This is a genomic window from Nitrospinota bacterium (assembly GCA_027619975.1).
Lineage (GTDB): Bacteria > Nitrospinota > Nitrospinia > Nitrospinales > VA-1 > JADFGI01.
This window is the reverse complement of record JAQCGX010000020.1, coordinates 21,760-43,648: the sequence shown is the minus strand read 5'-3', so window position 1 is coordinate 43,648 and position 21,889 is coordinate 21,760. Positions and strand designations below refer to the sequence as shown.

The 21,889-nt window shown below is 50.0% G+C and carries 19 protein-coding genes and 1 pseudogene; 9 read left to right on the top strand and 11 right to left on the bottom strand.

All coding sequences use genetic code 11. From position 1 onward, the window contains the following. Positions 1 to 33: 33 nt before the first annotated feature. The 3 genes from O3C58_08570 to O3C58_08560 form a co-directional block, all read right to left on the bottom strand. Positions 34 to 2,694 carry a response regulator gene (locus tag O3C58_08570; GenBank protein MDA0691907.1) on the bottom strand — a complete coding sequence of 887 codons (2,661 nt, stop codon included), beginning with the start codon at positions 2,692 to 2,694 and terminating at the stop codon, positions 34 to 36. A gap of 270 nt (positions 2,695 to 2,964) precedes the next feature. Next, positions 2,965 to 3,825, bottom strand: coding sequence for a tetratricopeptide repeat protein (locus O3C58_08565; GenBank protein ID MDA0691906.1), 861 nt, complete (start codon positions 3,823 to 3,825; stop codon positions 2,965 to 2,967). 14 nt (positions 3,826 to 3,839) lie between these two features. Further along, positions 3,840 to 4,259 carry a secondary thiamine-phosphate synthase enzyme YjbQ gene (locus O3C58_08560; protein ID MDA0691905.1) on the bottom strand — a complete coding sequence of 140 codons (420 nt, stop codon included), beginning with the start codon at positions 4,257 to 4,259 and terminating at the stop codon, positions 3,840 to 3,842. A 260-nt stretch (positions 4,260 to 4,519) separates the two neighbouring features. Between O3C58_08560 and O3C58_08555 the strand changes: the two are divergent. From O3C58_08555 to O3C58_08535, 5 genes and pseudogenes are all read left to right on the top strand, one after another. Then, positions 4,520 to 5,944: pseudogene (locus O3C58_08555) on the top strand (Glu/Leu/Phe/Val dehydrogenase). Positions 5,945 to 6,065: 121 nt separating this feature from the next. Beyond that, on the top strand, positions 6,066 to 6,326 hold the full coding sequence (locus O3C58_08550; protein ID MDA0691904.1) for a hypothetical protein: 261 nt from the start codon (positions 6,066 to 6,068) through the stop codon (positions 6,324 to 6,326). Next, the gene (locus O3C58_08545; GenBank protein MDA0691903.1) at positions 6,310 to 7,839 is read left to right on the top strand and encodes a sodium:solute symporter family protein; all 1,530 of its coding nucleotides are present in this window, start codon (positions 6,310 to 6,312) and stop codon (positions 7,837 to 7,839) included. Before O3C58_08550 ends, O3C58_08545 begins: the two co-directional genes overlap by 17 nt. A 115-nt stretch (positions 7,840 to 7,954) precedes the next feature. After that, the gene (gene purM, locus O3C58_08540) at positions 7,955 to 9,064 is read left to right on the top strand and encodes a phosphoribosylformylglycinamidine cyclo-ligase (protein MDA0691902.1); all 1,110 of its coding nucleotides are present in this window, start codon (positions 7,955 to 7,957) and stop codon (positions 9,062 to 9,064) included. 36 nt (positions 9,065 to 9,100) lie between these two features. Continuing rightward, positions 9,101 to 9,433, top strand: a complete 333-nt coding sequence (locus O3C58_08535; GenBank protein ID MDA0691901.1) for a YHYH domain-containing protein — start codon at positions 9,101 to 9,103, stop codon at positions 9,431 to 9,433. A gap of 108 nt (positions 9,434 to 9,541) precedes the next feature. Here the strand turns inward: O3C58_08535 and O3C58_08530 are convergent, their stop codons facing one another. The 7 genes from O3C58_08530 to O3C58_08500 all read right to left on the bottom strand — a co-directional run bounded on the left by O3C58_08530 (position 9,542) and on the right by O3C58_08500 (position 14,960). Continuing rightward, positions 9,542 to 9,856, bottom strand: a complete 315-nt coding sequence (locus O3C58_08530; GenBank protein MDA0691900.1) for a hypothetical protein — start codon at positions 9,854 to 9,856, stop codon at positions 9,542 to 9,544. Between the two features lie 53 nt (positions 9,857 to 9,909). Beyond that, positions 9,910 to 10,314 (bottom strand): CBS domain-containing protein, encoded by a 405-nt coding sequence (locus O3C58_08525; GenBank protein MDA0691899.1) that lies wholly within the window; start codon positions 10,312 to 10,314, stop codon positions 9,910 to 9,912. A gap of 117 nt (positions 10,315 to 10,431) precedes the next feature. Beyond that, positions 10,432 to 11,784 (bottom strand): sodium-dependent transporter, encoded by a 1,353-nt coding sequence (locus O3C58_08520; GenBank protein ID MDA0691898.1) that lies wholly within the window; start codon positions 11,782 to 11,784, stop codon positions 10,432 to 10,434. A 264-nt stretch (positions 11,785 to 12,048) separates the two neighbouring features. Continuing rightward, a complete protein-coding gene (locus tag O3C58_08515; protein ID MDA0691897.1) occupies positions 12,049 to 12,804 on the bottom strand; it encodes an amino acid ABC transporter ATP-binding protein in 756 nt (251 codons plus the stop codon). After that, positions 12,801 to 14,303, bottom strand: a complete 1,503-nt coding sequence (locus tag O3C58_08510) for an ABC transporter substrate-binding protein/permease (GenBank protein MDA0691896.1) — start codon at positions 14,301 to 14,303, stop codon at positions 12,801 to 12,803. The genes O3C58_08515 and O3C58_08510 overlap by 4 nt, the downstream gene beginning before the upstream one ends. A 73-nt stretch (positions 14,304 to 14,376) precedes the next feature. Next, on the bottom strand, positions 14,377 to 14,730 hold the full coding sequence (gene mazF / locus O3C58_08505) for an endoribonuclease MazF (GenBank protein ID MDA0691895.1): 354 nt from the start codon (positions 14,728 to 14,730) through the stop codon (positions 14,377 to 14,379). After that, complete coding sequence (locus tag O3C58_08500; GenBank protein ID MDA0691894.1) at positions 14,724 to 14,960, bottom strand: AbrB/MazE/SpoVT family DNA-binding domain-containing protein; 237 nt, start codon at positions 14,958 to 14,960, stop codon at positions 14,724 to 14,726. Before O3C58_08500 ends, mazF begins: the two co-directional genes overlap by 7 nt. A gap of 186 nt (positions 14,961 to 15,146) precedes the next feature. On the opposite strand from O3C58_08500, the gene uvrC reads away from it, so the two are divergent. From uvrC to O3C58_08485, 3 genes are all read left to right on the top strand, one after another. Continuing rightward, entirely contained in the window at positions 15,147 to 16,982 is a 1,836-nt protein-coding gene (gene uvrC / locus O3C58_08495) for an excinuclease ABC subunit UvrC (GenBank protein ID MDA0691893.1), read from the top strand. Between the two features lie 90 nt (positions 16,983 to 17,072). After that, positions 17,073 to 17,798, top strand: a complete 726-nt coding sequence (locus tag O3C58_08490) for a hypothetical protein (GenBank protein MDA0691892.1) — start codon at positions 17,073 to 17,075, stop codon at positions 17,796 to 17,798. Positions 17,799 to 18,073: 275 nt separating this feature from the next. Then, positions 18,074 to 19,270: a tetratricopeptide repeat protein gene (locus O3C58_08485; GenBank protein ID MDA0691891.1), complete on the top strand. Its 1,197-nt coding sequence runs from the start codon at positions 18,074 to 18,076 to the stop codon at positions 19,268 to 19,270. A gap of 258 nt (positions 19,271 to 19,528) precedes the next feature. On the opposite strand, the gene O3C58_08480 is transcribed toward O3C58_08485, so the two are convergent. Beyond that, positions 19,529 to 20,512 (bottom strand): ParB/RepB/Spo0J family partition protein, encoded by a 984-nt coding sequence (locus O3C58_08480; GenBank protein ID MDA0691890.1) that lies wholly within the window; start codon positions 20,510 to 20,512, stop codon positions 19,529 to 19,531. A gap of 157 nt (positions 20,513 to 20,669) precedes the next feature. Between O3C58_08480 and O3C58_08475 the strand changes: the two genes are divergently transcribed. Continuing rightward, positions 20,670 to 21,497, top strand: a complete 828-nt coding sequence (locus O3C58_08475; protein MDA0691889.1) for an SUMF1/EgtB/PvdO family nonheme iron enzyme — start codon at positions 20,670 to 20,672, stop codon at positions 21,495 to 21,497. The last annotated feature ends 392 nt before the right edge of the window (positions 21,498 to 21,889 follow it).

Here is a 21,889-nt window from a genome sequence, read left to right as displayed (position 1 = left end):
TCTCAATCGAGCGGTTACAAAAGCGCCTGGTCCTTACCCTGCTTGTGTTGGGGTCTGGGAGTAATTGTGGAGAGCTTCCAGAAGTTTGGATTTTATAATGGGTTTGGACATATAATCAGAACATCCCGCCGCAAGACATTTTTCCATGTCCCCTTTTAAAGCGTGCGAAGTTAACGCAATGATGGGTGTTTTGGGGCGATGGTGCTGTTCTTCCCATTCCCGTATTTTTTGCGTGGCCGTGTATCCATCCATGACCGGCATTTGCATGTCCATCAACACCAGATGGTAATCACTTTTCTTGAACATGCTGACCGCCACTTCGCCGTTGTCTGCGGTTTCGAGTTGGTGCCCGGTTTTGTTCAGATACAATTGAACCAGCAAGCGATTGTCTTCAGAGTCCTCTACCAGAAGAATTTTCAAGGCCGCCGTGTTTAGCGGATCTTCCTGGGAAGCCGTATTTGGAATGACGGTTTCGAGAACTTCCTCATGGCCCAGTGCGGCATGAATTTTTTTCAGAAGAACATCCGGTTGAATAAATTTGGTCATATAATCGACCACCCCCATTTTGTGGCACTGGTCGATGTCTCCCTCACGAGTGTCGATGGGCATCATCATCAGGGTGGCGGGCTGCAATTTAAGCTCAGTGGAAAGCCTGTTTAGAAATCCGAAGCCGCCAATGGTTGGAAGTCGACTGTTGATCAGGAGCAACTGGTAAGGGGCCTTCGTATGTTCGGATTTTTTCAACTCTCTGAAGCCTTGTTCGGCGTTTTCCCGTGTTGTGACGGACATCCCCCAATCCAGGAGCTGGTCGTTGATCATTCCCCGGATGGAGGAACGGTGCTCGATCAACAGGGTTTTTACACCCTTCAGTTGTTTGGGTTTTTCCGCAGGGGCCGTTTCCTGTTGCTCGGGAACGGTAAAATGCACCGTGAAAAAAAAAGTGCTGCCTATATTGACGTTACTTTCTACCCAGATCCTCCCGCCCATCAGTTCGACCAGTCTTTTGCAAATGGAGAGCCCCAGCCCCGTGCCTCCGAACTTTCGGGTGGTGGAGGAATCGGCCTGAGAAAAACTGGAGAAAATGGTTTCCAGTTTGTCAGAAGGAATTCCCACACCATCATCTGAAATGGAAAACAGCAGCTTTCCTGAATCGTTTGACTCCGGGTCTTTTTCCACCCTGAGAAGAACCTCGCCCTGTTCCGAAAACTTGATGGCATTCCCTATGAGATTGGTCAACACCTGGCGGAGCCGGTGCGGGTCCCCCCGGAGCAGACTGGGGACATCCGGGGAAATGTGGTAATTGAGTGGCAGACCTTTTTCCTGAGATTTTAAATCCAGGATTTCAATATTATTTTCCACCAGGTGCCGAGGGTTGAATTCAATATCCTCCAGTTCAATTTGTCCCGCTTCAATTTTAGAAAGGTCGAGAATATCGTTGATCAGCGTCAGTAGATTGTTCCCCGCTCCCCGAAAAACTTTCAGCAGTTGCATTTGTTCTGCATTAAGAGGCGTTTCCGCCAGCAAGTCACTCATGCCAATAATGGCGTTCATGGGGGTGCGGATTTCATGGCTCATGTTGGCCAGAAATTCACTTTTAGACTGGCTGGCGCGGTCCGCTTCCTGCCGGGACTGTTCGGCTTTTTCCTTGGCCTTGATGATGGCATCATTGGAGCGCTTGCGCTCAACGACCCGGCCCAGTTGAGTTCCAATTTGATCCACCACGTCCAGCAGCCTCTGGTCCGGGGGAACCGGATACGTGGAAAAAAATTCCATGACCGCCACGACTTCCCGGCCGATGAGCACGGGGAAAGCGAATCCGCTGACAATCCCACAGTCTTCCGTAAACCGTCCCTGCCGGGCACGGGGGTCCCTGGGCACCTCGCGAACCCAGGTATGCTTGCCTGTGGCCAAAACCATTCCGGGCAGCCCCTCACCATATTTAATTACCTGGGCATCGGTGGCGTTCTTGAATATTTCGAGCCTGTCTGAATCATCCTTGATACACCAGATGTTGGTCGATATCAGGTTGGGAGGAGAATCCTCAGTAGGAACAAAAAGATGGCCCAGCGCCCATCCGGTCAAGTTACAGATTTTATCCAGGCAGACTTGAATGGCATGCTCAAAAGTGTCCGCCTCGTTGGCGGCGCTGGAGACATCGTGAAGAAGCTGAACATAGGCCGATTCCTGCCGCAAGGCCTCATCCTGTTGTTTGCGCTCGGTAATGTCACGGACTACGGCGGTGTAGGTCCGCCGGTTTTTATGAATGATTTCGCTCACGGCAAAATCCATAGGAAATGCGCAACCCTCTTTATTCAAGCCTGTCAGTTCCCCCTGGACTCCGGAAACGCGGGATTGTCCCGATTCGCTGAGGTTGCTGATAAAGGATTTCAGAGTTTCTCCACTTTTATTCGTCAGTAGTAAACTGATGTTTTTGCCTTTCACTTCGGAAGCTTTGTAGCCAAAAATGAATTCGGCGGCGGGGTTGAAAGTTTCGAGGGTTCCGGTTTCGTTGATCGTGAAAATTCCATCAATAACGTTGTCCAGAATTTTTTCATAACGGATTTCACTTTCCCTGATTTTCGATTGGGCCCGGTTCCGTTCTTTTTGGATGGTTTTTTTTCGAATTCGGAAAAAGATTATTGTGAGGACAATGAGCGCCAGGATTTCGAAGATCAAGAGGGTTTCGTTGGTCATGCTTTTCATTGTGAGGAAGGAAGATGATGCGACTGAAGATTCCGTGTCGGTCAAAAAATTGATTGCTGCAACCTCAGGTGAATTGGTTTCATTGTTAATTAGTTTAATTCAAACTTCGGTGTAATTCCAGTAATCCATTGAATGAGTTGAAATTTGTTTCCATAAAACGCTGTGATCGTAAAGGAAGTCACTCCTCTAAAATAAATGCCGGTTTTTCTTTGAATGGGTGGAAGGGTAGATGCTGACGAAAGAAAGCTGTTTTTCCGATTCTCAGAATTTATTCGTAATATCATCGGGAGTGAATTCGAATTTTTGGGCGAGCAGACGTTTGATGTCCCGGGTTTTGGCCATCCAGGGCTTATTTTCTGCCTGAGTGTAAAGATGTTCTGCGATGTCGATGTGCTTCATGGCCTTTACCCCATCCTGAGATTCAGCGTAAACCACTGCCAAATTGAAATTCACTCCCGCAAGGTTGGGGTCAATTTCCTGTGCCTTCAGGAGAATCGGCAAAGCGTTGTCGTGTTGGTTGGACTTGATGTAACCGGACCCGAGAAGATTTAATATTTCAGGGTCATTGGGCTCCAGCTTAATGGCTTCTTTAAAAACAGTGAGCGCATCTTTGTTCAATCCTTGCCGCAAATAAACCTCCCCGATCAATTGATAGGCCAGGTAGGAATTAGGGTCTATCCTGAGAGCCTGCCTGGCTAAATCCAGCGCTTCCTCGAAACCAGACGTTTGAAATTTCGCTCTTGACAGAACACTGTAAGGCAGGGATTGATCCGGGTCGATCTCTAACGACCTTTTGGCTAATTGGGAGGCATCCGTCAGGCGACCTAGTTTAACATAAATCAAGCTCATGGCCGAGAGAGCATCGGTGTTGTCCGGTTCTGTGGCAAGAAAAGCCAAAACTGTGCTCATGGCGGCTTCATAGTTTTTTTCATGCAACAATTTCATTCCATCAACAACCTGGGATGGCAATTGCGTCACGGGGGCTGGGTTTTCCGAATTCTCCTGGGTTTCAGGGGTGCCACAGGCTGTCAACAAGACCAAAGCCAGGAGAATCCCGGCCAGTAAAAACATTCTGCGAATCATGGACCCTTTAAACTCAAACGTTTTGTCTGCTTTTTGCATCACTGGATTCCCTTTTAGTCGCCTGCAAGATGAAGTACGACCTCCCGCCGTTGCGGTGAGGAACGGTGCTCGAATAGATAGATGTCCTGCCAGGTTCCCAAAGCCAGACGGCCATCAATAACGGGAACGGATAGCTGGGTCTGGGTCAGGGCGGCGCGAATATGGGCCGACATGTCGTCCGGGCCTTCCGACCGATGCCGAAATGCCGGGTCGCCATCAGCAACCAGCCGGTTAAAAAAATCATTGAGGTCGGCTAGAACGTCCGGGTCCGCGTTTTCCTGAATTGTCAAAGAAGCCGAAGTGTGGCGAAGAAAAACGGTCAGAATTCCGGTCCCGACCCCCTGCTCATCCACCCAGTTGACAATCGTCCGGTTGATGTTGCGCAGTCCTTTTCCCTCGGTGGTGACGATAAACTTATGAGTGAACTGTTTCATGGCAATTAAAAACCGAAAAAGTCGGACAAAACTTATAATTTTTGGTATGCCAATATTCTACTGTATTTCTATCTGGAATGACATATCTATCAGAAACTTTTGACATTACCTGATTGCCAAAAGAGAAATAACGCTTCATAAATCAAGAATTTTTGGTATACTGATTAACTGAGATTGTAAATTAGTTTGCTTGCTTTTTCTGCAGAGGGATGTGGAAAATTATGTGTTTGAGACCATTTTTCTGAGGAAAGGATGACGACATGACATTACCACCAGACAGGGAAGTCAGCTTCAAGGACAGCGTTAACCTGAGTTTTGATTTAGCCAGGGCGACTTTGGAAATTCCTGACGGAATGGCTCAATATATAAGAAACGTGAATAACGTTTATCAGGTTCGGTTTCCGGTCAAGATCAATGGAGAAGTGGAAACCTTTATCGGCTGGCGGGCGGTGCACAGCGACCATAAACTTCCTGCCAAGGGCGGAATCCGGTTTGCTCCGCATGTGGACCAGAATGAAGTTGAGGCGTTGGCGGCTTTGATGTCTTATAAATGCGCATTGGTGGATGTTCCTTTTGGCGGCTCCAAGGGGGGGTTGCTCATTGACCCGAGCAAATATGACCGGGAGCACATGGAAAAAATCACACGTCGGTTCGCCTTTGAATTGATTCAAAAAGATTATATCGGATCAGGAACCAACGTTCCGGCACCGGATATGGGAACCGGGCAAAGGGAAATGGCCTGGATTGCGAGCACCTATAATTCCTACCGTCCCGGCGACATCAACCACCTCGCCTGCGTGACGGGAAAACCGGTGTCCATGGGCGGTATCCAGGGCCGCGTGGAAGCGACCGGGCGTGGCGTCGTTTTTGGTTTGCGGGAGTTTTTCCGCAGTCCGGACGACGTAAAGCGGGCCGGGTTGGAAGGAAATCTGGAAGGCAAGAAAGTGATCGTTTAGGGATTGGGCAATGTCGGTTATTACACGGCTAAAATCCTGCAGGAAGAGGACGGTGCGAAGATAGTCGGCATCCTCGAATATAATGGCGCCTTGCTGGACCCCAACGGATTGAATGTGGAGGAAGTGTATAACCATAAGGTCGCTCACCAGAGCCTTAAGGGGTACCCTGGGGCAACCTACGTTGAAGACAGCAAGCCGCTTTTGGAAGAGGCATGCGACATCCTGATCCCGGCGGCGATGGAAGGGGTCATCAACCAGGAAAATGCCGGCAGGATCCAGGCCAAAATCATCGCCGAAGCGGCGAACGGTCCCGTAACCTTTGCCGCCGAGGCCATTTTGCAGGAAAAGGGCGTGGTCAGTATTCCCGATGTCTATCTCAATGCGGGCGGGGTCACGGTTTCTTATTTTGAGTGGATCAAAAACCTGTCCCATATCCGTTTCGGCAGAATTCAAAAACGCTATGAAGAAGGCAAGAATATACAGCTGATCCAGGCCATTGAAAGTTCCGGACATAAAGTTCCCAAGGCATTGGCAGAGCAAATCTGCTCGGGGTCGGAAGAAATCGATCTCGTCCGTTCCGGGCTCGACGACACCATGCGCACCGCCTGGCAGGCCATTCGTGAACGGTTCTGGAGCCACGACTCAATCCATAGCTACCGGATTGCCGCCATGTCCATCGCCATCGAAAAAATTCATAACAGTTACCGGACGATGGGAGTGTATCCTTGATTGCGCACAGCGCAGTATCTCGCAGGAACGGGCGGTAGATTCCAGAGGAATCCGTCGTGCCCTTTTTTGAAAATAGAGGGTGAACTCACTCTCCCTTCATTCATTTGTTACAATTTCTTGCATGAACAATAAAACCGGGGCTGTGGGAAAATTCTCTGAGGATTCCCCCAGTGAGCCGCAATTTTCCGATCCTGTCAGCAAACCCTGGGTCTGGGTGGGGTTTGGCCTGTTGTTTGCGGCTTTGATTCCCGTGTGGCCGATCGCAGGCTCCTGGTGGGGAATCCCCGCCTGGGCGGTGTTTGCCGTGGCTGCGAGTGCCATAACCAGTGCCTTCACGGCGTTTGTCATTCTCCGCGTCTGGAGGGATGATGCCGGAAACTGAGGCGCTTCCCTTCGGTCCGGGAGCTCTGGTGGTTGTGGGATTTTATATTGCGAGTCTCCTGGCCATCGGCGGCTACGCTTATACAAAAAGAAAAGATGAGAGCCTCGGGGATTTTTTTCTCGCCGGGCGGAGCATGGGGTTTATTGTTCTCCTTTTGACCCTGTATGCCACCCAGTACAGCGGCAATACCTTCTTAGGGTTCAGCGGGGCCGCCTACCGTGAAGGATTGGGGTTCATCCTTTCCATCCATTTTATGACCGCGATCGTTGTGGCCTATCTCCTGTTTGCCCCAAAATTATACAGAATCAGCCGTGAACATCAGTTTATAACCCCAGGAGATTTCATTTATCACCGTTTTCAGAGCCGTTTTCTTTGCATTTTAGTGACCCTGCTTATGGTTTACGCCCTGTGCAATTTCACTCTGGCGCAAATGAAGACCCTGGGCACGGCGTTTGAAGGGATTTCTCAAGGCCGGATTCCTCTGTGGGTGGGGGTGATCAGCCTGACTGGAGTCATGTTGATTTACGAGTCATTGGGAGGCATGCGCAGTGTCGCCTGGACCGATGCCGTTCAAGGTGGAATTTTACTGCTGGGGTTCGGAATCCTGCTTTATCTGGCGTTGACTGAAATCGGTTCCCTGCCTGTGGCGATCTCTAAATTGGCCGCAAACCCTGATACGGTTCATAAAGTGAAGCCTCCTGATGCAGAGGGAGTGCGGCGATGGATCAGTTTTATTCTGATGGTGGGCCTGGGGGCCGCTATCTACCCGCAGGCGATCCAGCGGATTTATGCCGCCCGCAATGTTAAAGTTTTAAAGCGCTCGCTGGCGGTGATGGCGTTTTTGCCCCTGACGACAACGCTGATCGCCGTTATGATCGGGGTTCTCATGGCGGCACAGGTTCCCGACCTGAATGCTCTTGTGCAAGCGACGGGCGCGGGACAAACCGTGGCGCCATCCGAGACGGTTTTCACCCTCTTGTGTCTCAAAGTCATGCAAGGCTCGGAGTTGGGCTACTGGCTGGTGGTTGTGCTTTTTGCGGCTCTTTTGGCGGCGGTGATGTCCACGGCGGATTCGGCGCTTCTCAGCATCAGCTCCATGGTCACCAAAGATATTTACGGGCGGTTTCTTTGTCCCGAAGCGGATCAGGCAAAGTTGACACGTGTGGGCCGCTGGGCGACATGGGTGCTGATGGTCCCCATTGTGTGGATCGCCATCACCTATGAAGGCAATCTGATCGATCTCTTGAAATTAAAATTTGAATTGCTGATTCAATGCGTCCCGGCTATTTATCTTGGCATTCATTGCCGGTGGCTGACCGCGCGCACGGTGATCGTTGGCATCTTCATGGGCCTTCTGGTGACGCTCGGCCTCACCTGGTCTGGAACCCTGGGGTTTTCGGAAATCAATTATTCCAAGATATGGGGGTTCCACTCCGGCGTGATCGGGTTGACCGTCAACAGCCTCATATGCCTGACGGATTATTTTCGCCCATTCAGAAACACCTCCGCCTGACGGGTTTCGCTGATTTTTTATATTTTGGAAACTCCCGCGCTGACGATTCTTCTGTTTAGTGATATGATGTGCCGCACAACTCCACCAAACATTTTACACAGGGACAAAAATTTCAATGGCTAAAAACGCATCGTCCGAAAAATCTCAATACGCCGAGAGCGGTGTCGACAGCACCGGAGCCGAAGGCGCCCTTGGCAGTCTCCTGCAACATATCCTGCCGACCCGAAAATACAGTGAGCGCTATCCGCTGGCGGCGGACATCGGTTATTTTGCCAACGTCATCGATCTGGGCAACGGCGAGGGAATCGCCTTCGGCACTGATGGCGTGGGGACAAAAATACTCGTCGCTGAACTTTTGGGGAAATACGACACCATCGGTATCGACTGCGTCGCCATGAACGTCAACGACGTCATCTGCGTCGGCGCCCGTCCCGTCAGCATGGTGGACTACATCGCCTGCTCGTTCACCGATGAAAAAGTCTTCGATCAATTGGGCAAGGGCCTGGCTCAGGGAGCCTGGCAGGCGGGGATCAGCATTTCCGGCGGCGAGATTTCGCAGATCCGGGAGATCATCAGCGGCATCGACCTCATCGGAGCCGCCATCGGCCATGTGAAAATCGACCGCATCAATACCGGAAAAAATATCGAGCCGGGAAACTTGATCGTCGGTCTGGCGTCCAGCGGCGTGCATTCCAACGGACTCACCCTGGCGCGGAAAATCCTGCTGGGCGACAACTGGGAAGACCAGAAAGCCAGCGTCAACAAATTTGAAGACAAACTCAGCCGCACTCTGGGAGAAGAACTGCTTGAACCGACCCGCATCTACGTCAACCCCATCATGGAAATGCTCGACTCCGGCATTGACTTGAAGGCGATGGTGCACATCACAAGCGGCGGATACTGCAACCTGAACCGGGTAGCGAAAGACAACATCCGTTTCGTCATCGACCCTCTGCCGCCCACGCCACCCGTCTTTAAACTGATTCAGGACCGGGGAGAAGTGAGCGACGCCGAGATGTTTGAAGTGTTCAATATGGGAACCGGGTTCTGCGTGATCGTGGAAGGCACCCAGGAAGTGGAAGACGTTGTCAGAATCTGCCAGGCTCACGATCTGGTCAGTCATGTGATCGGGCAAGTGGAAGCCTGCCACGGCAAGGAAGTCACCATTCCCTCGAAAAACCTGGTGGGCAAGGGACAGAAGTTTAAGGCGACAACCGAGGGGTAAACTTGACCTAAAGGCGGGGATTTTTTAAGAGGACCCATGATAAAAATTATCAGTTTTATTTTTATCGCAGTGTTTGTGCCTTTGGATGCATGGGCGCATTCCGGGGGGACGAATGCCGATGGCTGTCACACCAACCGCAAAACCGGCGAGTATCATTGCCACAGTAAAAAATTAAAATCTACACAAGCCGAAAAAATAGAATCCGCATCCGAAGTTGGGAACCGGGCCATGCCTTCCAATGAAAAACCGTCCGGTCCGCAAAATAAAAACCGGGTTTTTCAATGGGTCGATGCAAAGGGAGAGGTCCACTACTCCAACAATATTGAGGATCTGCCTGTCAACGCCAGGGAATCTTTGAATTCGAAATAGATTTTGCTCTATTCGCCGCCGAGTATAAACAGGCGACCCAGAGGAAAATCTGATTTCTCTTTCACTGGTTGGGGATAAATCCCCGCCTCAGGATTGATCTTCTGAGCTTCACCCCTTTGGTGGCGGTGCGCTATTTTCCTGCCGCAATTTTTCCGCCTTTTCAAAATCCTCAAACGTCACTTTTTTACACCCTTTCGTAAACAGCCAGGTCGATCGAACGACTTCCGTTATATCCCGCTGGAAAGGTTTTTGACACTGCTCCGGGGCGTTGGTGATGTATTCAAGTGTTGCCGAATAGTTCAAAAGGAGTTTTAAAATATTCGTGGGTTGATAAGGAGGATTACAGGCAGGCTCCTTGTTGGCGAACGCATCGCCGGAAACAATAAAAATCAGAAAAAACAAAATCGGGAGGGTTCGTTTCATGACACTCAAGCCTCCAAGATGAATATGCAATGCGCGAGATATAAAAATAATGATTACTTTGTTCCCTTTTCAAATTTCTGCTTGTAGTAGGAAATGAAATTATTTATCGAAAGGACCCCGATAATCAAATCGTCCTCGGTAACTGCAAGGTGTCGAATATTGTGGTTGCCCATTTTCACGAAGGCCTTCATCATTGTTGAATCGCTATCGATGGCGACAATGGGTTTGTTCATTATAAATTTGACCTTGGTTTCTTTTGGGTTGAGTTCTTCGGCAATAATTTTTCTGGATAAATCGGTTTCGGTGACTATTCCCCAATTCTCACCGCCTTTGACGACGATCAGAGAGCTCAATTTACTATCGCGCATCTTCTTTGCCGCTTCCGCAGCCGAAGCCTCGGCGCTGATGCTTAAAATCGATTCGTCCATATAGGCAACGTGGTCTTTTACCTTGTCCATTCAGACACTCTTTCGGGTTTTGAGGAGGGTTCGTTTCATGACACTCATGCCTCCAGGGGAAATTTGCAATTTAAGGAGATATCGGGTCTATTATATCAGGTTCTTATTGGGAGAAGCCTAAAAGAATTTGGCAAAGAAAACCACGGCCACGGCGACGGGGGTGATGTAGCGAATGAGGAACCCCCATTGCCTGGCCCAGTGAAACCGGGTTTCGTGCTTTTCGATTTCTTCCTGAGCCTTGACGATGCCCCATTTCCATCCCACAAAAACAGCGGTCAGCATGCCCCCTAAGGGAAGCAGGTAATTGGAGGCGATGTTGTCCACGTTGTCAAAGAAGGTCATGCCCATGAATTTGACATCGCTCATCACGCCGAAGGAAAGCCCTGACGGGACTCCTAATATAAAAATCACCCCGCCAATAATCAGCACGGCTTTTTTCCGGGTCCAGCCAATCTGGTCGATGAAATAGGCCACCACGACTTCGAGCAGGGAAATTCCCGATGTGATGGCGGCAATGGCCAAGAGGACGAAAAATATAATAGAAACCACCGTTCCAAAAGGCATGCTGGAAAAGACCGCGGGCAAAACGCTGAACACCAGACTCGGCCCTTCGGCGGGTTCCAAGCCCATCGCAAAGACGGCGGGGAAAATGACCATCCCCACTAGGAGGGCGATCAGGGTGTCGAAGAGGACCACGTAAACCGTGGCCGCTGTCAGGTTTTCTTTTTCCGAGAGGTAGCTCCCGTAAGTGAGCATGGCGCCCATCCCTAAGCTCAGGGAAAAAAATGCCTGCCCCAGGGCGATGAGAATGACCGAAGGCGAGATCTTGCTGAAATCAGGATATAGATAAAACTTCACCCCCTCCATCGCACCCGGAAGCGTGAGACAACGCACCATTAAAATCAGAAGAATCACAAACAGGGTCGGCATCATAATGTCACAGGCTTTTTCGATGCCGCCGTGAATGCCTTTGATGACGATGGCCATGCAGGTGCCCATGAACATGGCCTGGTAGATCAGGACTTCCACCGGGTTGGCGATGAAGGCGCCGAAGAACTGACCTGCATCCGCAGGTGAATGGAATTCCAGAACCGAATGACTGAAGGATTTGACGATGTAGGCGAGGGTCCAGCCTCCCACCACGCCGTAAAAGGAGAGAATTAGAAATCCCGCCGCAACCCCCATGTAGCCGACGCCCACCCAGGGTGAATTGGGCTTGAGGGTCTTGAAAGCGCCCACGGGATTGAGGTTGGTTTTTCGTCCCAGGGTGAATTCGGCCAGCATGATGGGCAGGCCGATGATGAAAATGCAGACGAGGTAAATGAGAACAAAAGCGCCGCCGCCGTTCTGGCCGGTGATGTAAGGAAACTTCCAGACGTTGCCCAAGCCGATGGCGGACCCGGATGCGGCGAGGACAAAACCCATGCGGCTGGCCCAGAACCCGCGTTTGTTGTTGGTTTCTGTTTTCATCAGCCGGAGAGTATAGCCTGATCGTTTTTCATTATCAATGTGCTGCTATTTCCAATTTCAACTAATGGGCATTTCTAAAAATAGACTAAATGTTCCTAATCGTTAATTTAAGGAGATGGCTTTGTTTTAGTGGAACAGGCGACCTGCCCTTAAATTTAAGGATAGGTCGCCCGTGCCACCGATATAAGAAATCCTTGTGCCATGTTCGATTTCCCGTAATAAACTAATTTTTAGAGGTGTCCTAATAGAAATTGCCTATTCCCTTCAGCGGTTCAGAATACGTTGGAGAAACGTTCGCGTCCGGTCCTGTTTCGGTTGTTGAAAAATTTCCTCGGCGGATCCCGATTCGATGATCTTGCCTTCATCCAGCATGAGGATGCGGTCCGCGACTTCACGGGCAAACGACATTTCGTGCGTGACCACCAGTAAGGTCATCCCCTCACTGGCCAGAAAACGCATGACGGCAAGGACGTCTCCAACGGTTTCCGGATCGAGAGAGGAAGTCGGTTCATCGAAGAGAACACATTCCGGCTCCATCGCCAGAGTCCGGGCGATGGCCACGCGTTGCTGTTCGCCTCCGGAGAGGGAAGCCGGAAACCGGTTCATGAACGCAGTCATTTTCACTTTAGCCAGCACTTCCTGGGCTCTGGCAACCGCCTGATTCTCGGACAGTTTGAGAACCCGCATGGGTGCTTCGACGATGTTGCCAAGCACCGTCATGTGCGGAAACAGATGGAATTGCTGGAACACCATGCCGACCTTGATGCGCAGCTGGCGCAGGGTTTCTGTTTCCGATTTGGACATTTTTTTAAACGCCGTGCCGCTGACCCGCGTTTTGCCCACTTGCACGCTGCCTTCCTGGAAGGGCTCCAAGCCGCCGATGCACCTTAAGAGGGAACTTTTTCCACTTCCCGAAGGCCCGATGAGGACCAGAACTTCCCCTTTTTTTACATGACAGTCGATTCCTCTCAAAACGGGTTTTTCCCCGAAGTGTTTATAAAGCCCGTTGACGGCGATCATTGGGCTCTCCGTTCCAGGCGCGTGGACAGGAAAGATAAAGGCAGGGACATCATCAGGTAAAGAATCGCCGTCAACACTCCCAGCTCCAGGAACCGCATGGAAGACACCGCCAGCATATTATAGGTCTTGGTCAGCTCCACGATGGCGATGATGGATACCAGGGAGGAATCCTTGAACAAAGAAATAAAATCATTGGTCACGGGCGGCAGGACCATCTTCGCGGTTTGCGGAATCAGGATTCTGCGGTAGATCATGGCAGAAGTCATGCCCAGAGACAGAGCCGCTTCCGTTTGTCCCCTGGGGATCGCCTTAAGACCGCCGCGGTAAATCTCAGCCTCGTAAGCGGCGTAATTCAATCCCAGGCCGAGAACCGCCGCCGTAAATGCGTTCAGGTTGATGCCGATATTGGGCAGGCCATAGTAGATGATGTATAACTGCAGGAGCAGGGGCGTGCCGCGCATGATTTCGATGTACCCCACCGCCAGCGGTTTCAACAGGGGGCCGCCCGCCAGCCGGGTGAGACAAACCGCCAACCCCAGTGCAATGGCGAGAGCCATTGAGACGACGGAAAGAATAACCGTCATCCCCGCGCCCTTGAGAAGCAGGGGCAGATAAAACCACAGAGCTTTTTCATGGGACGGATTTTGCGATGGAGAGGCATCCGGTTGTTTTCCCAGCAACCGCGTTTGCGCGTCGTTCCACAATCCCCACTTCGCATAAATGGATTGCAACTCGCCGCTCTTAAAGAGGCTGTCCAAAGCGCGGTTGATTTTATTCAGCAGGACGGGGTTTTCCTTGCGCACCGCTACGACGTAAACGCCTTCGCTGACCGGCGGGCCGGCGTATTTTAATGCCGGATGACTTTGAAGGGTGTGAGCGGCGATGGGTGTGTCCAGCAATACGGCGTTCACCCGGCCCAGTTCCAGATCTCGGTAGGGTTCCACCTGCCCCCGGTAACTGGCGATTTCCACGCCGGGAGTTTTTAAAAGCAGGTCGTGGGCCGCGGTTCCTTCCAGCGTCGCGATCCGATGGCCTGCGATATCATTAAAGGATTGGATCGCCTGCTCATCTTTCCTGACCACCAGTTGCTGGGCGAAAACGTAATAGGGTTTGGAAAACGCCACCTCCCGCGCCCGGTCGGCGGTCCATTCGATGCCGTTCATGGCGATCAGAAAATCTCCGCGTTTCAATCCGGGGATCAGAGAGGACCAGTCGATTTGCGACTGTTTCGCGGTCATGCCCATTTCTTTGGCAAGGGCCTGGGTGAGATCGACTTCAAAGCCGATCAATCGGGTGGGGTCGTTGGGGTCGGGATACACGTATGGCGCGCCGCCTTCCGCATCGGAGCCCCAGCTAAGAATGTTGCCCAAGGGTTCACTGGCAAAAACATCAGGAGTAACGGTCGATGAGCACAAAAAAATGAAGATCAGAACAGGCGGAAGGAAATCGCGCAATGTGGTTGACCGGTTAAGAAAGGTTTTTGTCGACTCTTCCCACATAGTTTTTCCAAAACAGAATTTAATTTTGTTTCAAGAATTTTCATCAGATAATCTTGGGATCATTCCTTTTATTTTATTCCTCTTCCCCGAAAATCAAAACGCCAAGTTTTCCCAGGACTTCTTCCATGACTTTTTTTGGGGCTTTCGCCTTGAATTTGGCTTGGCGGACTTTCCAGTCCAGGCTTTTAACTTGATCGGCCAATACACAACCGCCTCCATATTTAGGCGTGAACTCCACCGCAAAGGGATAGCTCTTTACTCTTGAGGTGATGGGGCAGGCGATCAACAGCCCGGCTTTTTCGTTATAGATTTTGGGAGAAATGACCAGTGCGGGGCGGTGCCCTGCTTGTTCGTGGCCCGCCTGAGGGGTGAAATCCAGCCAAATGATATGTCCCCGGTCCGGGACATATTTTTTTTTGGCTACCATATTTCCTGGCCCTCATGTCTGCCGAAATCCATTTCTCCAGATTGATTTTCCGGAGTGATTTGGTCAACAAGGGATTTTAAGGAATATTTTGTGATCGGTTTGACAACGATTTTTCCTTTTTCCATTTCAAGACGGACTTTTGAGCCGCTTTTCAAGCCGATTTCCTTGGCAAAGGCTTTGGGTATTCTTAAACCGAGACTGTTTCCCCATACGCTGACCCTAGACTCCATAACTTGAGTTCCTTTTTTAATAGAAAAAGATATACATTGTATATACGCTGTGCTGGCTTTTCAAGGAATTATTTTTCCCCATTTGGAAAAATCCGGCGGTCGCCTGCAGGAAGATGGTTGTGATTGAAGCAGGGGAACGAGCTATAATGGGGCCAATGAATCCAAATATTATTTAGTCAGTCGATCATGACAAAACACCTCACTGAAATTCTGGAAAAAATTCCCAAGTTACCCGGAATTTATATCATGAAGGATGCGAAAGACGGCATCCTTTATATTGGCAAGGCCAAGTCCCTGCAGCCTAGAGTCCGGTCTTATTTTCAGAATTCAAGAGCGCTTCCTCCGAGGACGCGGATCTTCCTCGGCAAGGTGCGGGATATCAAATTCCTGACCACCCAAACGGAAGCTGAAGCGTTGATTCTGGAAAGCAACTTCGTCAAGAAACACCAGCCGCGCTACAACATTCTTTTAAAGGACGACAAACATTATCCCTACATCCGGCTGACGACGCAGGAGTTATTTCCAAAGCTGGAAGTGGTGCGGAAAGTGAAAAAGGACGGGGCGACGTATTTTGGCCCCTACACCATGGTCAAGGAAGTGCGTGAAACCATCCGCCTGATTTATAAAATTTTTCCGCTCAGGCAGAGCAAGGACAAGCTGGACGGCAGTCCGCAACGGCGGCCCTGCCTGAATTACCAGATGGGTCGATGCCTCGCTCCCTGTGCCGGAACTATTTCTTCCGAGGATTACGGGCAACTGGTGAATGATGTCATCCTGTTCCTGAAGGGCAAGAACTCGGAACTGGTTGATCGTCTGAAAAACAAGATGAAGCAAGCTTCCCTGGATTTGCGCTACGAGGAAGCAGGGGTTTTGCGCGACAAGATCGCAGCCGTCCATACGGTTCTGGACAAGCAGAAAATCGTTTCCACCTCGCTGGAAGATCAGGACGTGATCGGGTATTGCAAAGAGCATGGGTTCGCCATGGTTCAGGTGCTTGTCGTCCGTGGCGGAAAAATGGTGGGGGAGAAGATTTACAAAATGAAAAGTCTGAACGAGTTGGAAGAAAACGAAACCCTGTCTTCGTTTCTCAAGCAGTACTATGCCGAGGAGGTCCTGCTTCCCAAGGAAATTTTGCTTCCGCATGCGATTGAAGAAATGGATTTGATCGCTTCCTGGTTGTCGGAAAGAAAAAAAAGCCGGGTTTTTCTGGAAACGCCGGTGCGTGGCAAAAAACGCGACCTGATAAATATGGCGGAGGAAAATGCGCGTTTTGCCATGCGCACGGAGCAGGATAAGGGCGAGACGGCCACTCGCATGCTGGAAGAGTTGCAGGAGGCATTGAGTCTTAAAAATTTTCCGGAAGTGATTGAAGGTTTTGATATCTCCAATATTTCCGGCACCCATGCCGTGGGGTCGATGGTGCAATTCAAGAACGGGCTGGCGGACAAATCCGCCTACCGCAAGTACAAAATCGCTGAGGTTGAGGGAATCGACGATTATGCCATGATGCGCGAGGTGCTGGTGCGAAGATACAAAAGGCTCCTCGAAGAAGGTAAAGACCTTCCCAGCCTGGTGCTGATCGATGGGGGCCGGGGCCACCTGAACACGGCGGCAAAAGCGCTTGAGGAAGCGGGGGTGTTGGGCAAGGTCGATCTCGCCTGCATCGCCAAGGGAAAGCAACGCAATAACCTCGATACCGATGAGGTATTGCTTCTCCATCAAGACAACTCGGTTTTGTTTAAGGAAAACTCTCCCTCGCGGTTTTTACTGCAAAGAATCCGCGACGAGGCGCATCGCTTTGCCATCACCTTTCATCGTCAGTTGAGAAACAAGCGTTCTCTGGATTCTCCGTTGGAGTCGGTGCCGGGCATCGGCAAAAAACGCCGGTTGCAGTTATTGAAAACTTTTGGCAGTCTGGATAATATCCGCGCCGCATCCCAGGAAGAATTGCAAACCCTCCCTGGCATCACCGAGTCTCTGGCGCAGAAAATTTTGACTCACCTTAAAGAGCCGCGCCCGTGACCGTCGGCAAAATAAATCCTAATCCATTTTTTTTAATCGGCCGATAAGCAGTCGAGTTGAAGGATAATTTTTTTCAGGAGGTTGTAGATAATGGCTGTGAAGACGCGAGCCGTCACAGGGGTTTTGGTTGCTGTGTTGGCTTTACAATTTTTTACTCTTTGCGGAGCAGGCTGGACGGCTCCCACGGAAAAGATTTATTTACAGGAAGTCGCCCGGCTGGCGGCTTTGGAAAGTGCTTATTTTCAAAAAAAAATCAACAATGATTTGCCGGGGGTGTATCGCTACCAGCATCCAGAGTTTAAGAAGCATGTTTCCGTGGAGGAGTTTCAGTTTTTCGACGGTCGGGTGGTTTACAATTATCGTGACGGCGCTGAGCATCACTTGTCCGGCGGGTTGACCCCGCCGCTGGCCTATATAAAGGCGAACCCGGTTAAAAAGGATATGCTCGGGTTCCCGCAACAAAGAAAACACCGATGGTTTGCCAACCCTTTCATTACCATTCAAAATTATGTCCTGAAAAGGATCTCGATCAGCGAAGCGGGAAACCATGCGATGGTGATGGTGGAGTTGCAGGGCCGGGAGAGACTCAACCCTGCCATTGCTCATGATAATATTGAATTTGACATCAAGGAACCGCATATCGACTATTGGGAAAAAGTCGATGGTCGATGGACAATCGCTCTTTTGGCCGATGCCTCGTCCATCAGCGGCGGCTCCAAGGTGCGCTATTTTATTCCCAACAGCAACGCCGACTGGGAAAAAATGCAATTCATTGCCTATGTGCCTCGTCCTGCAGTCGAAAACCAGGAAAAATAAACATCCCTGCCGTCAAAAGTGAAGACCCCCCTATTTCCTATCAAGGGGAAGTGGGGGAGGGCGCCTCATTCCTCTCCATCAAGACTCCTTCTTTTTATTCAAATACCACAGTTGACAGGCCGCAGACCATCCGAAAAGGCTTGATTTTTGGGTTCCTATTGAGAAAATAATTGCTATACTGTTGATTTTAAGTGTTTTATACGATAATTGAGGGATGCTTGGTTAACTCAGCTTGTCGGCAATAGAGCTTTTTTAGGATCGAAAGGGAATCTTAAGTGAATCAATTATTTGCATCCATTAAGAAGGTTTTGGAAAATCTGTTTTCACGGAAATCCGAAACCCCTGCCGAGAAAGAGCCTCCCAAACGGTCGAAAGAAGAACTTCTCGCTCTGTTGGAAAAATATCAGGAAGCCGTTCGAGCCAATCCTCAGGATGGCATGAGTCATTACAACCTGGGAGAAGTTTATATTGAACTTTCGCGGTTTTCAGAAGCCCTGCCCTCATTGCAGGAGGCGATACGGATCAATCCCAAACTTCGAAGCGGCCATTATCAACTCGGTTTTGCGCTGGTCCACCTGGGACGGGATGATGAAGCCATCGAGCCGATTGAGAAGGCATTACAGCTGGACCCCAAGAGCCAGGCCGCCCGAAAGCTACTGGCGGAGGCGCATACCAACCTTTCGATAATATTTGGAAAAAGAAAACAGCATAAGGAATCCATTAAGCATATAGAGCAAGCGATTCATGTTTTACCGGAATATGGGCCTGCGTATTTGTCTCTGGGGATATGTTACACAGATATGGGACGGTACCAGGATGCGGTCAAAAAAATCGAGGAGGCACTGCGTTTAGACAATCACCTGGTGGTGGATGCCAATTTCAATTTAGGGGTGGTTTATTCCAAGCTGGGAGATACCCAAAAGGCGATCAAACATTACCAGGAAGCGATTGCGGTGAACCCAAAATCGGTCATGCCCAATTTAAACCTGGGCATGCTGCACTCGAAACTAAAGAATTATAAGGAAGCCGTCCGGCCTTTGCGCACCGCGATTCAGGTGAGCCCGAAGATGGCTCGTGAAGCCTATTTCAAACTTGGAGTGGCGTTGATGAAATTGAAACTCTATACGGAGGCCGTGAAGCCGTTGCAGGAGGCGATTACAATCACGCCCAACAATGAAAAAGTCCGGGATTTTTTGGCGGAAGCCTTGTATCAAACCAGCCTGTCTCACCGTGAACCCGAAAAAGCTGAGGAAGAAATTGCAATGCTCAAGGAAGCCGTGGAGCATAATCCCGAGCATGTTCAGGCCCATTACTCGCTGGGACAGGCTTATGATAAAGTCAATCAGGGGTATTACGCCATCGTCCATACCTTGATCGCCAAGCAGTTTTTTGTAGAAGCGCATCAGGACGACTGGATCGCCAAGTCCATTCGGGCAGTAAATTTATTTTTGAAGAAATACTCTTACACGTAGAAAGATTTTGCCAAATTGCGCATCCCGAGGAGATAAGGGAAGCATCCATTGGTTTTTCAGAAATCTTCGAACCCTCTGTTAAGGGTATCTCTAAAAATTGACTAAATGCTCCTAATCGTCAACTTAAGGAGATGGCTTTGTTTTAGTGGAACAGGCTTTCCAGCCTGTTCGCACGGGCTAGAAAGCCCGTGCCACCAATATAAGAAATCCTTGTACAGTGTTCGATTTCCTGTAATAAACTAATTTTTAGAGATGCCCTTAATTCAATTCCCGCAAAATTCTGAGCAATTCGCCCATCGCCTCTGAACGGGCGGCGCGTTCGAGTTTCTCAACGTCCTCGATGAGAGATTTTTGACTGCGGCCCCGGATTTCGATTTTAATGTCCTCCGTTTCGAAACTTTCCTGAATGCGGATTTTGGTCTGCGACCCCAGTGTCAGCTGGTCCAGCGTTTGCGCAATTTTTTTTCTTAAAGCGGATAACGTCGGATAGCGCCAGGGAGTGAGGGTTTGAACGATGCGGTCGTATTTTTCATGCGGCGAAAGTTCGGTTGCGGCGAGCAGGGTTTGGATTTCCTCGCGGCGCAATAGCTCGCCGTGAGAGGTATTCTCGATCCGGGCTATTTCCTCCACCAGTTCCAGAAGGTCCCGGCATTTATTGATTCCCGGACGCAAGCTGAAAAAAAGATTTTCCGCCGCATCGCGGCTGGGCGCATCCCATGTGATCAAAGCGGAAAAAACGCGCAGGGGGGCGTTCAATTCGTGCCACAGTTTTTGCAGGGCGGGACTGAAACGCTCGATAGCGGATAAATCCTGATACAATTTTTTACTTCGTTCCAGACCCATGAGCGGCATATACTTGCCAATAATAATATCTTCAGATACGCTCGCGCCCGCAAGTTTATTGAGAATCCGTCCCTTTTCAATATCGCTGAAGGTTCGATGACCCTGGTTTTCGGTCAGGTTGAGCATCAGCATCGTCTCTTCGTCCAGATCGGATGAGGCAAAGAGGGCGGGGATTTCGGCAATCTGCAGCGATTGGCAGGCGTTCACCCGGCGGTGACCGCAGATGATGATCAAACGGTCTCCTGATTTCGTGAGGACCACCGGGTGGATGACACCGATTGCCTGAATGGAAGTGGTCAGGGAATCAGGCACCGGGCCGAGCGAAAAATCCGTCAGAGAATTCTGCGGGTCGAGGGTTTGCAGGGGAATTTGTGCCAGATTATTTAAAGTGATTTGCATAATGAATTTTCAAGGTAGCTCTAATAATTCGCTATTTTTTTGTCAGGCAACCCGCGGACCCTTATTTTATAAGGCCCGCTCCTGGCCGGGAAGCATTTTTGGAGCTGCCTTTAAAAAAGTTTTAAAAAAATTGCAACCGTATTTCTGCGCATTGATTTTGTTTAGCCTGATTGGCTGTTCATTGCAACCGGACCCGGAGGGAATGGTATTGATTCCCGCCGGAGAGTCCACCATGGGCACCGATTTGGTGGACAGTGAGAATCATGCGCTGAGTGTCGGCCTGACCAAGCCGTGGTTCGCCGATGAATTCCCTGAGCACCGAGTGGATACGCCGGCGTTTTATATTGATAAATATGAAGTGACCAATCGTCAATATTATATTTTCTGTCAGGCGACCGACCACAAACCGCCCCGGTTTTGGGGAGGGCCGAAATTTCCAGAGGGCGATGGCGACCTGCCGGTCACGCACGTCAACTTTTTCGATGCCGCCGCCTACGCCGAATGGGCGGGCAAACGCCTTCCCACCGAAGCGGAATGGGAAAAAGCCGCTCGCGGTTCCAGGGGAAATATCTTTCCCTGGGGAAACGAATTCAACTGGGAGGCGGCCAACATCAGCCATTCCCCTAAAAAAAAGATCGGCCACAAATTGCAACCGGTCGGCAGCTTTCCTGAAGGCAGAAGCCCCTATGGGGTTGAAGATATGATCGGCAACGCCTGGGAATGGGTGTGGGATTATTATCTTCCCTACCCGAAAAACGAATACGAATCCCCGGACTACGGCAAAAAATTCATGGTGGTTCGCGGTTTATCCTATATGGGCGTTGGCCATTTTCCGAAAAAGAGCTACAAAAAAGTGGTGGCCCTAAAGGCCCGTGCCTCGTATCGGGAAAAACTCAATCCCTTTGCCAGAAAAAAAGATGTCGGCTTCCGCTGTGCCAAGGACAAGCCTCCCCTGTTTCCTAAAAAAACTGAAAAAAAAGAATAAATCTGATCACCCGTTTTTCTCCCACTGATCCGATTACCACTCCTAAATAATCATCGGAAATATAAAGGACACCTCTAAAAATTAGTTTATTACGGGAAATCGAACATTGCACAAGATTTCTTATATCGGTGGCACGGGCTTTCCAGCCCGTGCGGACAGGCTGGAAAGCCTGTCCCACTAAAACAAAGCCATCTCCTTAAATTAACGATTAGGAACATTAAATTAACGATTAGGAACATTTAGTCTATTTTTAGAGATGCCCTAAAGAAGTATAAATAACAATTTCTTCTTTGGCATGCCGAATTAAAAAGAATATTTTTAACGATTACTTCGGAAGTCCTAACAGGATAAGGCGTATAAGTGCGCCAGTATATATTATCCAATTGAAAACA

Bases quoted from the DNA above. Each gene is read 5' to 3' on its own strand.
- O3C58_08570 (MDA0691907.1), bottom strand. From the start codon at position 2,694: ATGACCAACGAAACCCTCTTGATCTTCGAAATCCTGGCGCTCATTGTC.
- O3C58_08565 (MDA0691906.1), bottom strand. From the start codon at position 3,825: ATGCAAAAAGCAGACAAAACGTTTGAGTTTAAAGGGTCCATGATTCGC.
- O3C58_08560 (MDA0691905.1), bottom strand. From the start codon at position 4,259: ATGAAACAGTTCACTCATAAGTTTATCGTCACCACCGAGGGAAAAGGA.
- O3C58_08550 (MDA0691904.1), top strand. From the start codon at position 6,066: ATGAACAATAAAACCGGGGCTGTGGGAAAATTCTCTGAGGATTCCCCC.
- O3C58_08545 (MDA0691903.1), top strand. From the start codon at position 6,310: ATGATGCCGGAAACTGAGGCGCTTCCCTTCGGTCCGGGAGCTCTGGTG.
- purM (MDA0691902.1), top strand. From the start codon at position 7,955: ATGGCTAAAAACGCATCGTCCGAAAAATCTCAATACGCCGAGAGCGGT.
- O3C58_08535 (MDA0691901.1), top strand. From the start codon at position 9,101: ATGATAAAAATTATCAGTTTTATTTTTATCGCAGTGTTTGTGCCTTTG.
- O3C58_08530 (MDA0691900.1), bottom strand. From the start codon at position 9,856: ATGAAACGAACCCTCCCGATTTTGTTTTTTCTGATTTTTATTGTTTCC.
- O3C58_08525 (MDA0691899.1), bottom strand. From the start codon at position 10,314: ATGGACAAGGTAAAAGACCACGTTGCCTATATGGACGAATCGATTTTA.
- O3C58_08520 (MDA0691898.1), bottom strand. From the start codon at position 11,784: ATGAAAACAGAAACCAACAACAAACGCGGGTTCTGGGCCAGCCGCATG.
- O3C58_08515 (MDA0691897.1), bottom strand. From the start codon at position 12,804: ATGATCGCCGTCAACGGGCTTTATAAACACTTCGGGGAAAAACCCGTT.
- O3C58_08510 (MDA0691896.1), bottom strand. From the start codon at position 14,303: ATGTGGGAAGAGTCGACAAAAACCTTTCTTAACCGGTCAACCACATTG.
- mazF (MDA0691895.1), bottom strand. From the start codon at position 14,730: ATGGTAGCCAAAAAAAAATATGTCCCGGACCGGGGACATATCATTTGG.
- O3C58_08500 (MDA0691894.1), bottom strand. From the start codon at position 14,960: ATGGAGTCTAGGGTCAGCGTATGGGGAAACAGTCTCGGTTTAAGAATA.
- uvrC (MDA0691893.1), top strand. From the start codon at position 15,147: ATGACAAAACACCTCACTGAAATTCTGGAAAAAATTCCCAAGTTACCC.
- O3C58_08490 (MDA0691892.1), top strand. From the start codon at position 17,073: ATGGCTGTGAAGACGCGAGCCGTCACAGGGGTTTTGGTTGCTGTGTTG.
- O3C58_08480 (MDA0691890.1), bottom strand. From the start codon at position 20,512: ATGCAAATCACTTTAAATAATCTGGCACAAATTCCCCTGCAAACCCTC.